We start from the raw sequence: 14401 nt of genomic DNA on the forward strand, positions 1-14401 counted from the left end.
GGTTGGTGGCCCTTCGTCGGTTGGTGGCCTTCGACGGTGCGGGAGGCTGCGGCCGGCACGCATACCTCCGGACGGGGGCGGGTAGGAGGTGCGGCAGGATGAGTGACATGAGTGACGACCAGACGCAGCCCCAGGGCCCGGACGACGAGAGCACCGGGACCAAGCAGGAACCGCGCATCGTCGTGGTGACCCCCGAAGGCATGGGCGTCGCCGACTCCGGCGCCAGCACCGGCTCCGCGGACGGTGAGACGGAGCGGGAGCGCACCAACCCCGCCGACCTCGTCGAGGAGCCGGCCAAGGTCATGCGCATCGGCTCGATGATCAAGCAGCTCCTCGAGGAGGTCCGCAGCGCGCCCCTCGACGAGGCCGGCCGCCGGCGGCTCGCCGAGATCCACCACCAGTCGCTCGAAGAGCTCAAGGACGGCCTCGCTCCCGAGCTCGTCGAGGAGCTCGACCGGATCGCCTCGCCGTTCCGTGACGAGTCGCCGAGCGACCCCGAGCTCCGGATCGCCCAGGCCCAGCTCGTCGGGTGGCTCGAGGGCCTCTTCCACGGCATCCAGACCGCGCTCGTGGCTCAGCAGATGGCGGCCCAGCAGCAGCTCGCCCAGATGCGTGCCCTCCCCCAGGGACCGCAGGGTCGGCCCGGTTCGTCCTACGGCCAGCCTCCGGGTGTGCACCCCGGCATGCCGACCGCTCCGCACGAGGGCGGCCCGACGGGACAGTACCTCTGACTCACGGTCGCTGACTCCGCACCCGACTCGTCACCACTGAGGTCCCCGGCTGCTCCGTGGACGCTCCAGCGGCGGCTGTTCACCTAGGGTGGCCGGGTGAACGTGCTGCTCCGGCTCATCGGCGTGCCCATCCTCGAGGCGCTCGTGGCCCGCCTCCCGCGTCCACTCGCGCGCACCCTCGGGATCACCCTTGCCGTCTGCAGCAACCTGCTGCCGTTCGTGGCGCTCGCCACCCGCCAGATCACCCTCGGCGACGTCGTGCTCGTCTACTGGATCGAGTCGGTCGTCATCTTCGGCTGGTCGGTCATCCGGGCGCTGACGTCCCGGGCTGGCTCGCGGGACCTGCGCCGGTTCGCGCCGCTCTTCGCTTCCGTCTTCTTCGGCATCTGGTCCCTCGTCATGGGGGTGTGGGCGGCCGTCATTGCGGGATCGATGGGGCTGACCGGAGGCGTCGTGCAGTATGTCGTCATCGTCGGCGCGATCCTGCTCAGCACGACGTACTCCCTTGCCTACCAATGGTTCTTCCGCGGGCAGCGGGACGTCGTCTCCCCGATCATGGCGGTCGTGCCCGCCATCCCCCGCTGCCTCCCGCTGATGGCCGGCACCCTGGTGGGCGCGATGACCATGACCCTGCTGCCGGACGACCAGGTCAGGGCCGGTCTCGCACTCATTGCCTTCCGCACCGTGGTCGACGTCGCGACGCAGGTCGTCGTCGACATTCTCGGCGAGCGGCGTCTTGCGGCCCCCTCGCCAGCGGCGCCGCGCGTCGCCGCGCAAGCCAGCTGAGCGGCATACGACCATGCCGTATGGCGCTGAGCGTGCTCCCGCTCAGCCGTGGACGCTTGCGTTGTGCCGGGCCTGCAGCACGACGGTCGGCACGAACGCGATGACGATGCCGACAAAGAACCACGTGAGCAGGTGCGTCGGGGTGAGGACACCGCCGACGAGGCCCGCGAACGCCCCGCCGAGGCGAAGCAGCAGCGTGCTGCCGGGCTCCTGCTCGGGGCGGCCCATCCAGGGCAGCGGCGACCGCGGGTTCGCCAGGACCAGCTGACGGGTCGAGAGGGTCAGCAGCACGGCCGCGACGACCAGGGCGACGATCCACATGCGGGCGATTGTGCCAAAGCACTCCGTGGGTCGTCGCAGGGCGGCACATAGAGTGAGGGCGATGGCCAGCACGAGTCGCCGAGTGTGGATGCGCCGGGCGGAGATGCTCGGGCGCTGGCTCGCGGTGCTCGTGATCTGCTACCTCGGTGGCGTGGCGGCCACGAACCTCGCGCCGACCGTCGTCGAGACGGACCACTACCGGGCGGTGCTGCGGCTCGACGTCATCCCCCGGCACGACCCGGTGCTCCACGCGCCCACCATCGTCGGCGACGTCGACCTGCAGTTCGTCTCCCCGCTCGTCGCGCCGGGCCTCGACGTCGCAGTGTCGGTGCGCGAGGAGATCACCGGGCTGCTGACTCGCCCGGACGTGTCCGTCGACTCCCTGCAGCCGACCGACGCCCAGATCTCGGACGCGATCCGCTCGGCCGTCATCGGGGTCGGGCTGCGGTTCGTCGCCGGCGCCCTCATCGTGGCCCTCGCCCTGACGACGGCGATCCACTACGCGATCCGGCGACGGCCACAGGCGCCCTACCTCGGGCTGGTTGCCTCCGCGCTCGCCGTCACCTGTGTCGCGACGGGGGCCAGCACCGCGCTGACCTACCAGCCGAACCGGTTCCAGTCCTTCACCACCACGGGTGTGCTCGGGCTCGTCCAGCGCAACACCGGCATGCTCACCGGCCTCGAGGCTCGGGCCGCCGCGGTGACGCCCTACGTCCGCAACCTGCTCGCCGTCTCCCAGGCGCTGCAAGCCAAGTTCGTCCCCGGCGAGCTGAGCAAGCCGGTCGCGGCGCGGTTCCTGCTCGTGTCCGACATCCACGGCGCGAACCAGTACTCCCTGCTGCGCTCGATCATCAATGAGGAGCAGATCGACGCCGTCATCGACTCCGGCGATCTCATCAACTTCGGCCGCATCGAGGAGGCCGAGACCTCAGGCCTGTTCAAGAGCATCGAGTCGCTGGGCGTGCCCTACATCTTCGTGTCGGGCAACCACGACCAGTCGTCGCCGACGGACCGGGCGCTGCTCGAACGGCTGCGCAAGATCCCCAACGTCGTGCTCCTGCAGGGGCCGCAGGGGAACTACCACGAGCTCAGCTTCCATGGCCTCCGGATCGCCGGCTTCAACGATCCGCGATGGTTCGGCGACGACAACAAGGACCCGAAGGCGAAGGAGGCACCTGCGGTCGACGCCTTCAATCGGACCATGGCGACCGAACCGGAGCCGGACATCGTCGTCACGCACGAACCGTATGCCGCCACCGGCGTCGATCGCGCCCGCATCCTCGTCAACGGACACATCCACTCGGCAGACCTGAAGGGCAACCGGATCCAGGTCGGCACCTTCACCGGAGGCGGGCTCTTCTCCCACTACACGACGGGCGAGGCTGCCGAGCTCACCGGGCAGCCTTACGCGTTCGACATCGTCACGTTCGGCTCGAGCTGCAACCTCACGCAGCTGACCCGGTACAGCTACCGCAACCTGCTCGAGGGCCGGCCGGCGTACGACTCGATCCAGGTCATCAACGGCACGACCATCGACCCGACGATCCAGCCGCCGAGCGACAAGCAGCAGCGCCAGCCGTCTGCTGGGGACGCGAACCAGCCGGCGCGGACATGCAGCCGGATCGAGCCGACGACGACCCGCAACATTGCGCCACTACCCGAGGGGGCGGCGGCCCCCGGGACCCAGGCCCCGGCGACCACCACCACCATTCCAACGGGCCGGGCCACGGGCTTGGCGACAGGCTCCGAAACCGGGTTGGCGACGGGGACGGGCCGTCCCTGACGGCCGGCGTTCATCCGGGGAGGCGGAGAGCGGAGTGGCCAGTGGCCGCTCAGAACGGTGGCGGCTCGGGCGCGGCGCCAGGCGGTTGCGGTCTGCCGTGGTCAGGGTGCGGGTGCGGGCCGTAACGGCGGGTGCTCGGCTCGGGGTTGTAGTCGTAGCCACCGAACCTGCGACTGGGGCGCACGCCCTCGAGCCAGTCCATCGGGTAGGTGACGTAACGGCGGCCGGCACTCGTGCGCCAGGTGACTCGGGCATCGAGCGGATCGCGGACAGCGCGCCAGAAGCCGGCGGTGCGGATGCGGTGGTGCTGGCGGTGCTTCGCGGTCAGGTTCGCGACGTCCGTGGGCCCATGCGGATAGGGGACGTCATGGTCGAGATCGCAGCGCGACGCCGGGACTGTACAGCCCGGCCCTCGACAGACGCCGTCGACAGCGACCACATGCTCGGTCATCGCGGCCGTGGGCCGATAGCCGGCGCGGGAGAGGCGAAGTGCGGCGCCCGTGTCGAGGTCGGCCAGCATCGTCTGCCAGATCGAGCCGTCGGCGGTGATGATCGCGCGGGCCTGCTCCGCTGCCACCCAGCCGTGTCCCGGCAGCTCACAGGGCTCGTCGTCGAGACCCAGCGCGGTCGTGACCGGCACGACGATCCACACCTTGGCGGCCGGTCGGTGCCCGAAACTGGCGTACCAGTCAGGGGCAAAGCCGCAAGGGCGCGCCTCTGGTCCGTCGTCAACGCCGTGATGCTCATGGCCGGTTGCCTGGCTGCCGGTACCGGCTGCCCGGTGGCACGGGCCGGCTGCCCGGTGGCCAGGGCCGGAGGTCGGCGTCCCGGGTCCTGTCGCTGACATTGGGGCGTGAGGGGCGCCGCCTTCGGCGCCACAGCAGCCGCCGGGCGGGCAGGGCTGGCCATAGCTCGCCGCCCCGGTGAGGAAGTCGGCACGCAGCTGGTCGAGGCTCCGAGGGTCGCCCGCCGCCCTCGCGGCCCGTGCTGCGGCGTCCGCCCGGTCGATCGCCGCAGCAATCTTGTCTGCGTCGTTGCGAATCGTGAGCTGACCGGTGCCGTCATCGAAGATCTGGGCGTGCGCACCGTTGCGCTTGCGGGCAGCCCGACGCCGCGCAGCAGCGGTGGCTGCGTCGGCGTCGGCGCGCAGGACCGCTCGACGCAGCCGCTGTCGGAAAAGGTCCGCGGACAGACCAGCGCCGTCCCGGGTCGGCATGAAGACCGACTCGACCAGCCCCTGCACCGCGTCGTGCTCAAGGTGGCGCGTCTCCTCCACGACCTGACACGCGCGGCGCAGTGAAACGCTGCCCTCGGCGAGCAGCTCGCGCAGCCGTCCGAACCGGCCTGCGGGCCCAGTGGCCAGCTCGGCGCGGACCGCGACCTCCCGCTGAGAGAGTCCCGTCGCGGTCGCGACCTCAAGGGCGACCAGCTCCTCAGAGCACACGGGCACCGCACGAGCCTCCACGGGACCGGCGGCGACCATCGCCTCGGCCAGTGACTGCATCCGGGCCAAGGCATCCAGCGCCTGCGCGTCGAGGGCGGCCTTCGCGCGCTCGACCGCCTCGACGACCCGCAGCTCGGCGTCCATGGCAGCCTGCAAAGACTCCGCTGATGGCGGATCAACTGTCGCCCGCGTCAGTGCCTCGACCAAGGGGGCCACAGCGCGTAGTCGCGGCTCGGCCTTCCGCTCGTGTTGCCGCACTGACTCGACGCCCACCTGGCACCAGCGCTCGAGCGAGGATCGGGCGCCCCGCTGCGGCGGGTGCAGCAGGTCGACACGGCAGGCATGGCCACCGAGGGGGCGCTGGGGGCGGCCATGGAGGAGCAGTCCAGCTGCGCTGTGATGGGCTCCGTCGCCATGGCTACCTCCTCCAGCCATTAGAACACAGATTCGAGGAGTTGGCAACGGTTTGAGCCACTTTGTTTGTGGAATACGTCAGGACCGCACACCTTCGCCCGCGAACTCACGGATCGCCGATAAACCGGAGTTCGCGCTCACTCGACGGGTGACAACCGCCATTTGTGCTCACTCGACAGGTGAGAACCGGTGTTTGCGCTCACTCGACGTGGCAGGACCCCTTAGCCCCCAACTCAGCCCTTGAGGTCGGGGAACTGGTCGTCGCGCCACTCGAGCTCGGGCCGCTCGTCGCCGGCCGCGTCGAGCTCGACCTCCCGACCCCGCAGCTCGACCCGGCGGATCTTGCCCGAGATCGTCTTGGGCAGCTCGAAGAACTCGATGCGCCGGACCCGCTGCCACGGCTGCAGCTTCTCGCGGGCGTGCGCGAGGATCGAGCGCGCGACGTCCGCGCCCGGCTCGAATCCCGGGGCCAAAGCGATGTAGGCCTTCGGCACGGCCAGACGGACCGGGTCAGGGGTCGGCACGACGGCGGCCTCGGCCACGGCGACGTGCTCGATGAGGATCGACTCCACCTCGAACGGGCTGATCTTGTAGTCGCTCGCCTTGAAGACGTCGTCGGTGCGCCCGACATAGGTGATGTAGCCCTGCGCATCCATCGTCGCAACATCGCCGGTGTGGTAGAAACCGCCGGCCATCGCGTCGGCGTTGCGCTTCTCGTCGCCCTGGTAGCCGGTCATCAGCGGCAGTGGGTGCGCAGCCAGGTCGAGGCAGATCTCCCCCTCGGTGACGCCGTCCTCCCCCGCGACCGCCCGCTCGCCGGTCAGCGCGTCGACGAGCACGACCGGAACGCCGGGCAGCGGCCGTCCCATGGAGCCGGGCTTGACCGGCTGTCCGGGGGTGTTGCCCGCCTGGGCCGTCGTCTCCGTCTGCCCGTAGCCGTCCCGGATCGTCAGGCCCCACGCCTTGCTGACCTGAGTGATGACCTCGGGGTTGAGCGGCTCCCCCGCAGCGATCACCTCGCGGAGCCTGCCCGGGCCACCGGACAGGTCGGCGTTGATGAGCATCCGCCACACCGTCGGGGGCGCACACAGCGAGGTGACGTCGTGGGTGCGCAGCACGCGCAGCAGCGCCTCGGGCTCGAACCGCGCGTAGTTGTACATGAACACGGTCGCCTCGGCGATCCATGGAGCGAAGAAGCACGACCACGCGTGCTTGGCCCAGCCCGGGCTCGAGATGTTGAGGTGGACGTCGCCCGGCTTGAGCCCGAGCCAGTACATCGTCGACATGTGGCCGACGGGGTAGGACACCTGGGTGTGCTCGACCAGCTTCGGCCGGCTCGTCGTGCCGGACGTGAAGTAGAGGAGCAGCCGGTCGTTCGGAGCGGTCCCCGGGTGCTCGGCGGGCTTCGCCTCCGTTTTGTATGCCGCTGAGTAGGCCTCCCAGCCCTCCGGCACCTCCACGCCCCGGTCGACCGCGATGCGGAGGTAGTCGCCCTCGATGTCGTCGAACTTGTAGGTCTCGCCGGGATTGGTGACGACAGCGCGGGCCGCGCCGCGCTCCATCCGGTCGACGAGGTCACCGGGACCGGCCGCCGTGGTGGTCGGCATGATCACGGCGCCGAGCTTCATGACGCCGAGCATCGTCTCCCACAGCTCGACCTGGTTGCCGAGCATGACGATGACGGAGTCGCCCCTGCCGATGCCCCGCCCCGCGAGCCACGCGGCGACCTGGTCCGAGCGGCGAGCCAGCTCGTCGAAGGTCCACTGCCCGACCGACTCGTCCTGCTCGACGATGACGAGACCGGGCTTGTCGTTGCCCCGGGCAAAGCTGTCGAACCAGTCGATCGCCCAGTTGAACCGGTCGCCGACGTCGGGGAACCGGAAGTCGCGGACCGCGGCGTCGTAGTCGTCGCGGAGGGCGAGGAGGGAGTCGCGAGCGGAGCGGTAGGCGGGTGTCGCGTCAGTGGCGGTCGTCGTGGCCTCAGTCATGCTCCGACCTTCTCACCATCCGCCTGTCCGTCAAGCGTTCAGTCGTCGACGGCGCGGCGACGCCGGAGGTCGTCCTCGTCGATGAGCCGGTTGATCAGTTGCTGGGCGACATTGCTGTGCGGGATGTTGCGCAGCATCTCGTCGGGGCTGTCACCGGCCGACTCGATCCGCAGGGAGCCGGCGTTGATGATCCGGTCGAGCAGCGTCTGTTCGAAGGAGACGTCGGTGATCTTCGACAGGGTGATGTCCTTGCCCGACTTGGTGAGGATCCCGCGCCGGACCATGACCCGGTGGCTCGTGATGACGTAGTGGGTCGTGCGCCACCGCAGGAAGGGGACGAGGACGAGCGGGATCGCCGCCAGCACGATGATCGCAACGACGACCCACTGGATGGTGTTGCCGGTCCGGTCGTCGGGAGTGAGGACCGCCACGGCGACGCCGATCGCGAGCAGCATGACGGCGACCACGGTGGGCAGTGCGACGGTGAGCCAGTGCGGGTGCAGGCTCTTCTCGACCTTCTCGCCGCGCGCCAGGACGTTCTCCGGGAATCCCACGCTCGCAACCCTATTGAAAAGCGATGCCGTATGCCGCTCACCCGGCTTTCGGCGCCTCCTCAAAGCCGGCCCGGTAGCGTGGGGCCCACCACGACGGACCAAGGAGTCCCATGCCAGGTCGCTTCGTCTACTGGATGAACGTCTCGCTCGATCTCCGCATCGAGGCGGCACCCGGCGAGGACGGCGGCGGCGAGTGGGTGCGCATCGGGGAGTCGCTGCACCGTGAGTTCAACGCGCGCGCCGCGGCGCTGGCGCTCATGATCCAGGGCCGCAAGGTCTACGAGATCATGGACCCCTTCTGGCCGGACGCTCGTGACGACGAGTCACTGCCTGACTACCTGCGCGAGTACGGCCGGATCTGGACGTCGAAGCCGAAGGTTCTCGTGTCGCGCACCCGGCACAGCGCCGATCACAACACCCGGGTCATCGGCGGCAGCGACGCCATCGAACAGCTCGCGCGGCTGCGCGCCGATGGCGACGGCGACATCGGCGTCGGCGGCGCGACGCTCGCCACCCAGCTGCTGCAGGCGAACCTGCTCGACGAGCTGCTGCTCTTCACCCACCCGGTCATCCTCGGCCGGGGCCGTCCCCTCTTCGACGAGCCGACCCCGCAGGTCGAGCTCGACCTCCTCGAGCAGCAGTCCTTCGAGGACGGCGTGACGATGCACCGCTATGCCGTCCGAGGCGCCCGCTCGACCGACACGTAGTGCCCGCTCGACGGACAGGTAGTGCCCGCTCGACGGACGGGTAGTGCCCGCTCGACGGGAGGGGCGGGGGGCGACCTAGGGTGTCGCCATGCGCTACGACGACGTGATCATCGGGGCCGGCCACAACGGTCTGACCGCCGCCGCCTACCTGGCCCGCGCCGGTCGTCGGGTCCTCGTCCTCGAGCAGGCCGGCCACGTCGGCGGCGCTGCCGTCTCGGCCCAGGCCTTCCCGGGTGTCGACGCACGCCTGTCGCGCTACTCCTACCTCGTCTCCCTCCTCCCGAAGCAGGTCATCACCGACCTCGACCTCGACGTGCGCCTGGTGCGGCGGCGCTACTCGTCCTACACCCCGGTGCCGTCCGACCCCTCGCTCGGCCTGCTCGTCGACACCGGTGACGAGCAGGCGACGGCCGCCCGGTTCCGCGCCGTCACCGGCAGCGCCGACGCGTATGCCGCATGGCGGGCCTTCTACGGACGCATGGGATCGCTTGCCGAGCGGCTCTTCCCGACGGTCCTCGAGCCGCTCCAGTCGCGCGATGCCGTCCGCGAGCTCGTCGGCGAGGGCGAGCTCTTCGACGCCTTGACCACCCGGCCGCTGGCAGCGCTCCTCGAGGAGCTCGTCACGGACGACACGGTCCGCGGCGTCATCGGCACCGATGCCCTCATCGGCACCTTCGCCTCCCTGCACTCCACCGACCTCCGGCAGAACATCTGCTTCCTCTACCACCTGATCGGCGGCGGCACAGGCGACTGGGACGTCCCGGTGGGCGGCATGGGCGCGGTGACGCAGTCGCTCGCCAAGGCCGCGGTCGCGGCCCGCGCCGAGATCGCCACCGGTGCCGCCGTCAGCCACGTCGACCCGGCCACGGGCGAGGTCCGGTGGGCCGGCGGCCAGGCCACGGCCGACACGATCCACGCGGCCTGCGCCCCGGCCACCCTCAACCGCCTCCTCGCGGCGGCCGGTGCCGACCCCGTCCCGACCGAGGACGACGTCGAGGGCGCGCAGCTCAAGGTCAACCTCCTGCTCACCCGCCTGCCGAGGCTGCGCGACACGAGCGCCGACCCGGCCGCTGCGTTCGCCGGCACCTTCCACATCAACGAGGGCTACCGGCAGCTCGAGGACGCCCATGCCCAGGCCGAGTCGGGCCGGGTCCCCGACCTGCCGCCCTGCGAGATCTACTGCCACACCCTGAGCGACCGCTCGATCCTCGGGCCCACGCTCGCGGACACCGACGCGCAGACCCTCACCCTCTTCGGCCTGCACATGCCTGCCCGGCTCTTCCGGGACGACAACGACGCCACCCGCCAGAAGGCCCTCGAGGCGACCCTCCGCTCGCTCGACACCGTTCTGGCCGAACCGATCTCGGACGTCCTGGCCCGGGACGGCGACGGCAACCCGTGCATCGAGGCCAAGACACCGGTCGACCTCGAGGAGGCGGTCGGCCTGCCCGGTGGCAACATCTTCCACCGCTCCCTCCAGTGGCCCTGGGCCGAGACCCCGGCCGAGGTCGGCACCTGGGGCGTCGAGACCCCGTACGACAACGTCACCATCGCGGGAGCCGGCGCACGCCGCGGCGGCGGGGTGAGCGGCATACCGGGGCACAACGCCGCGCGAGCGGTCCTCGACAGGTAAGACGGGAGCGCGCCACGGCGTCACCCGCGGTTATGGTCCGCGCAGAACCCCTGCGAGAGAGGCCAGCCCATGACCGAGGTCACGTCCCGACCGCCACTCACCGAGCCGACCGGTGCCGTCGTCCCCTCGAGCGTGCCGACGCACTGGTACAACCTCGCGGCCGATCTGCCCGAGCCCGTGCCGCCGGCCCTGCACCCGGGCACGCGCGAGCCGCTCGGGCCGGCCGACCTCGCGCCGCTCTTCCCGATGGCGCTCATCGAGCAGGAGGTCTCGACCGAGCGCTGGGTCGAGATCCCGCAGACCGTGCGCGAGATCTATGCGCTGTGGCGGCCGGCTCCCCTCGTGCGGGCGCTTCGCCTCGAGCGCGCCCTCGGCACGCCGGCCAGGATCTACTACAAGTACGAGGGTGTCAGCCCGGCGGGGTCGCACAAGCCGAACACCGCTGTCGCGCAGGCCTATTACAACGCGATCGAGGGCACGCGGAAGCTCACGACCGAGACCGGTGCCGGCCAGTGGGGCGCATCGCTCGCATTCGCGTGCTCGCTGCTCGGCCTCGAGTGCGAGGTGTGGCAGGTGCGCGCGTCCTTCGACTCGAAGCCGTACCGCCGCATGCAGATGGAGACGTATGGCGCCACCTGCCACCCGTCGCCGTCGGACCTCACGGAGTCCGGCCGGGCCCTGCTCGCCAAGGACCCGCACACCACCGGGTCGCTCGGCATGGCGATCTCCGAGGCGGTCGAGGTCGCGGCGGGTGACCCGGAGGCGCACTACGCGCTCGGCAGCGTGCTCAACCACGTCATGCTCCACCAGTCGGTCATCGGCATCGAGGCACTCGAGCAGCTCGACGCCCTCGGTGAGAGCGCCGACGTCGTCTTCGGCTGTGCGGGCGGCGGCTCGAACCTGGCCGGGCTGTCCTTCCCGTTCATCGGCCGCAACCTGCGCGACGGGGCGACAGCGCGGATCGTCGCCTGCGAGCCGGCAGCGTGCCCGTCGCTGACCCAGGGCGAGTACCGCTACGACTTCGGGGACGTCGCCGGGCTCACCCCGCTGCTCAAGATGCACACGCTCGGCGCCGACTTCGTGCCGCCGCCGATCCACGCGGGTGGGCTGCGCTACCACGGCATGTCGCCGATGGTGTCGCACGCGCGGGAGCTCGGGCTGCTCGACGCGATCGCGGTCGAGCAGGAGGACGCCTTCGCGGCGGGGATCGAGTTCGCCCGGGCCGAGGGGATCATCCCGGCGCCCGAGTCGACCCACGCGGTCGCGGGTGCCATCGCCCACGCCCGCGCAGCGACGACGGACGAGACGATCGTCATCGGGCTGTCCGGCAACGGCGTCCTCGACCTGCCCGCCTACGAGTCCTTCCTCTGACTGCACCTTTCCGCAGAGGTGCGGAGACAGTGACTCAGGCGGGCCAGACGCCCGAGCTGCCGCGCCGGTGGCTCGTCACGAGGTGCGTGTCCACCATGCCGATGGCCTCCATGAGGGCGAACATCGTCGTCGGCCCGACGAAGGCAAAGCCCTTGGCGCGCAGAGCCTTCGACAGGGCCACCGACTCGGGTGACACCGTCGGCACCTCCGAGTGGTCCCGGGGCTGGGGGGTCTCGACCGGCTGGAACGACCAGACGAGCTGGGCCAGCCCGCCCTCTGGCCGCAGCCCGATCGTGGCGCGCGCGTTCTGGATCGTCGCCTCGATCTTGCGCCGGTTCCGGACGATGCGCGCATCGGCCATGAGCCGCTCGACCTCCGCCGCGCCGAACCCGGCCACGACGTCCGGGTCGAAGTCGGCGAAGACCTCACGGAACGCCGGCCGCTTGCGCAGGATCGTCGCCCAGGACAGGCCCGACTGGAAGCCCTCGAGGCAGATCCGTTCGTAGACGCCGTGCTCGTCACGCACCGGCAAGCCCCACTCGGTGTCGTAGTACTCCATCAGGAGGGGGTCGCTCGCCGCCCACTCGGGCCGCGCCAGCCCGTCCCCGCCGATCACCGTCACGTCGGTCAGCCTAGGGTGCGCCACACTGGGCGGGTGCCCGAACCTGTGACGCCACCCCAGCGGAGCGAGTCGATCGGCTCCCGAGACGTCGCGGGCTGGCCGACCCGCCTCGGCCGGTGGGTGGTCCACGTGGTCGGCACCTTCGCGGTCGCGATCGCCGCTCGCCTCCCGGAGCGCTGGCGACCGGCGGCCGACCGCACGATCGCCTGGTCGGCGGCGAACCTCGCCTTCATCCTCTTCGCCGGTGTCTCGCTGTCGCTTGCGCTCGCACTCGTCGACGTCAGCCACGAGGTCTACGAGGCGGTCGTCGGTCACGACGGCGTGGCGGCCCTCGACCAGCCGGCCCTCGACCTCGCCCTCCACTGGCGCAGCCCCGGCCTCGACCAGGCCGTCACCCTCTTCACCGACCTCGGCGGGGGGGTGGGCATGCCCATCCTGGCGACGCTCGTGGTCGTGACGCTCGCCGTCCTCCAACGGGCCTGGACGCCGGTCGTCATCATGGTCGTGGCCGCGGCCGGCTCGCTCCTCATGACGGTCGTGGGCAAGGACCTGATCGGGCGAGCCCGACCGCCACTGGCCTTCGCCGTCCCACCGTACGAGTCCACCCCGTCCTTCCCGAGCGGTCACACGCTGAACGCGACGGTGCTGACGACGGTGGCGGTCTATCTCATCCTGCTGGGGACCACTGCGGCGTGGCAGCGGGTCGTCACGGTCTCGGTCGGCGCGGTCTTCGTCGTGCTGATGGGCCTCAGCCGGGTCTTCCTGGGCCACCACTGGCTCACTGACGTCATCGCGGGCTGGGCCATCGGCCTCGCCTGGGCCCTGGCGGTCATCACCGCCCATCGCCTGCTCGTGACCCTGCGTCGCGCGGCTCGGCGCACTTCCTGAGCTCCGCCATGCGGGCCCGCAGCGAGGCCCGCGTCGAGGACGCTCGACGCGGGCCGTATGCCGCTGGGCTCAGTGCCGCGTGGCGCGCGGCTCGCGCCGGACGGCGCTCCACGGGCGCGGCTGGCGGGCGTTCCGGTCGACATGGACGGTCCGTGCCGGCGTGCTGCTCACCTCCGGGATCGGGTCGAAGCGCTGCGCGAGCCGGCGCAGCAGGTGCGCGGTGCGGGTGTGACGGCGGACCGGGTAGCGGCGGGTCCGCTCGGTGGCGCGCTCCGCGATCAGCTGCCGGGCGAGGGCGTCGGGGAAGGGGACCATCGTGGAGGTGTTCATGACAGGCTCACCTGTGCTCTCTTGACGTGGATGTCGCCGCTGCCGGACTGGACGTGCAGCGATGCAGTGGACTCGGCACCGTCGGGGCCGGCCGCCTCGTCGAGGTCGACGTCGACGTCACCGGTGACGGTGTTGAGGTCGAGATAGGTGGCGACCCCACCGGCGATGGCGACGACGACGTCGCCGGTGCCGGTCTTGGCGCGGACCTCGCCGGCGTGGACGGCGAGGAGCTTGACGTCACCGGTGCCCGTCATCAGGTCGAGGTCCGCGGACGAGGCGACGACGACGAGGTCCCCGGAGCCGGTCTTGGCCTTCAGCGGCCCCTCGGCGCGGCGCACGGTGACGTCACCGGAGCCGGACACCAGCTCGATGCGGGCGCTGCTCGTGTCGACCTTGACGTCGCCCGAGCCGGTCTTGAGGGCCAGGTCGCCGCGAACGACGCGGGCGGAGATGTCGCCCGAGCCGGACTTGAGCTCGCCGCCGGCGAACTCGTCGAGCGTCACGTCGCCGGAGCCGGTGCCGGCGCGGGCCCGGTCCATGATGCCGGTGACGTCGATGTCACCTGACCCGGTCCGGGCATCGAGGATGCTGCGCTGTGGCAGGGTCACCTCGACGTCGACGGAGCCCTTGCCGAAGCTGAAGATCGAGTCACGCTTCGGTGCGAGCACGACGACCTCGTCGCCGCGCTGCTCGATCGTGAACCGCTCGGCGAGCTCCTCGCCGCCCCGCCCTCGGGGGGTGAGCCGGACGGAGGTCGTGTCGGTCTCGGTCGCCCGGACGGTGACGTCACCGGCGAGCAGCTCGACGGTCAGGCGGATCGGGCCGGGGG

General features: G+C 71.0%; 14 protein-coding genes. 7 read left to right on the forward strand and 7 right to left on the reverse strand.

What is annotated here, in order from left to right; translation table 11 throughout:
• Positions 1–107 precede the first annotated feature (107 nt).
• Both N864_RS12615 and N864_RS12620 read left to right on the forward strand, forming a co-directional pair.
• Positions 108–731, forward strand: a complete 624-nt coding sequence (locus N864_RS12615; RefSeq protein WP_034717241.1) for a proteasome activator — start codon at positions 108–110, stop codon at positions 729–731.
• A gap of 96 nt (positions 732–827) precedes the next feature.
• Positions 828–1517, forward strand: a complete 690-nt coding sequence (locus N864_RS12620) for a DUF6498-containing protein (RefSeq protein WP_034717243.1) — start codon at positions 828–830, stop codon at positions 1515–1517.
• Positions 1518–1559: 42 nt separating this feature from the next.
• On the opposite strand, the gene N864_RS12625 is transcribed toward N864_RS12620, so the two are convergent.
• On the reverse strand, positions 1560–1838 hold the full coding sequence (locus N864_RS12625; RefSeq protein ID WP_034717245.1) for a hypothetical protein: 279 nt from the start codon (positions 1836–1838) through the stop codon (positions 1560–1562).
• 61 nt (positions 1839–1899) lie between these two features.
• Between N864_RS12625 and N864_RS12630 the strand changes: the two genes are divergently transcribed.
• Positions 1900–3621, forward strand: a complete 1722-nt coding sequence (locus N864_RS12630; protein WP_081793778.1) for a metallophosphoesterase family protein — start codon at positions 1900–1902, stop codon at positions 3619–3621.
• Positions 3622–3670: 49 nt separating this feature from the next.
• Here N864_RS12630 and N864_RS23680 read toward each other — a convergent pair whose 3' ends face one another.
• The 3 genes from N864_RS23680 to N864_RS12645 form a co-directional block, all read right to left on the reverse strand.
• Positions 3671–5209 carry an HNH endonuclease signature motif containing protein gene (locus N864_RS23680; RefSeq protein ID WP_051518534.1) on the reverse strand — a complete coding sequence of 513 codons (1539 nt, stop codon included), beginning with the start codon at positions 5207–5209 and terminating at the stop codon, positions 3671–3673.
• Positions 5210–5712: 503 nt separating this feature from the next.
• The gene (locus N864_RS12640; protein WP_034717247.1) at positions 5713–7467 is read right to left on the reverse strand and encodes an AMP-binding protein; all 1755 of its coding nucleotides are present in this window, start codon (positions 7465–7467) and stop codon (positions 5713–5715) included.
• Positions 7468–7505: 38 nt separating this feature from the next.
• A complete protein-coding gene (locus N864_RS12645) occupies positions 7506–8021 on the reverse strand; it encodes a PH domain-containing protein (protein WP_034717249.1) in 516 nt (171 codons plus the stop codon).
• Positions 8022–8131: 110 nt separating this feature from the next.
• On the opposite strand from N864_RS12645, the gene N864_RS12650 reads away from it, so the two are divergent.
• The 3 genes from N864_RS12650 to N864_RS12660 all read left to right on the forward strand — a co-directional run bounded on the left by N864_RS12650 (position 8132) and on the right by N864_RS12660 (position 11732).
• Positions 8132–8728 (forward strand): dihydrofolate reductase family protein, encoded by a 597-nt coding sequence (locus N864_RS12650; RefSeq protein WP_034717250.1) that lies wholly within the window; start codon positions 8132–8134, stop codon positions 8726–8728.
• Positions 8729–8816: 88 nt separating this feature from the next.
• A complete protein-coding gene (locus N864_RS12655; RefSeq protein ID WP_034717253.1) occupies positions 8817–10361 on the forward strand; it encodes a phytoene desaturase family protein in 1545 nt (514 codons plus the stop codon).
• Between the two features lie 69 nt (positions 10362–10430).
• On the forward strand, positions 10431–11732 hold the full coding sequence (locus N864_RS12660; protein ID WP_034717255.1) for a TrpB-like pyridoxal phosphate-dependent enzyme: 1302 nt from the start codon (positions 10431–10433) through the stop codon (positions 11730–11732).
• Between the two features lie 34 nt (positions 11733–11766).
• Here the strand turns inward: N864_RS12660 and N864_RS24690 are convergent, their stop codons facing one another.
• Positions 11767–12354 carry a DNA-3-methyladenine glycosylase I gene (locus N864_RS24690; RefSeq protein WP_034717258.1) on the reverse strand — a complete coding sequence of 196 codons (588 nt, stop codon included), beginning with the start codon at positions 12352–12354 and terminating at the stop codon, positions 11767–11769.
• Positions 12355–12387: 33 nt separating this feature from the next.
• Between N864_RS24690 and N864_RS24695 the strand changes: the two genes are divergently transcribed.
• Positions 12388–13242, forward strand: coding sequence for a phosphatase PAP2 family protein (locus N864_RS24695; protein ID WP_034717260.1), 855 nt, complete (start codon positions 12388–12390; stop codon positions 13240–13242).
• Between the two features lie 69 nt (positions 13243–13311).
• Here the strand turns inward: N864_RS24695 and N864_RS12675 are convergent, their stop codons facing one another.
• Together N864_RS12675 and N864_RS12680 are read right to left on the reverse strand one after the other, a co-directional pair.
• Positions 13312–13572: a hypothetical protein gene (locus tag N864_RS12675; protein ID WP_034717262.1), complete on the reverse strand. Its 261-nt coding sequence runs from the start codon at positions 13570–13572 to the stop codon at positions 13312–13314.
• A partial coding sequence (locus N864_RS12680) for a DUF4097 family beta strand repeat-containing protein (RefSeq protein WP_034717264.1) occupies positions 13569–14401 on the reverse strand: 833 nt, incomplete at its 5' end. The genes N864_RS12680 and N864_RS12675, both read right to left, overlap by 4 nt.

The organism is Intrasporangium chromatireducens Q5-1, from assembly GCF_000576575.1.
Lineage (GTDB): Bacteria > Actinomycetota > Actinomycetes > Actinomycetales > Dermatophilaceae > Intrasporangium_A > Intrasporangium_A chromatireducens.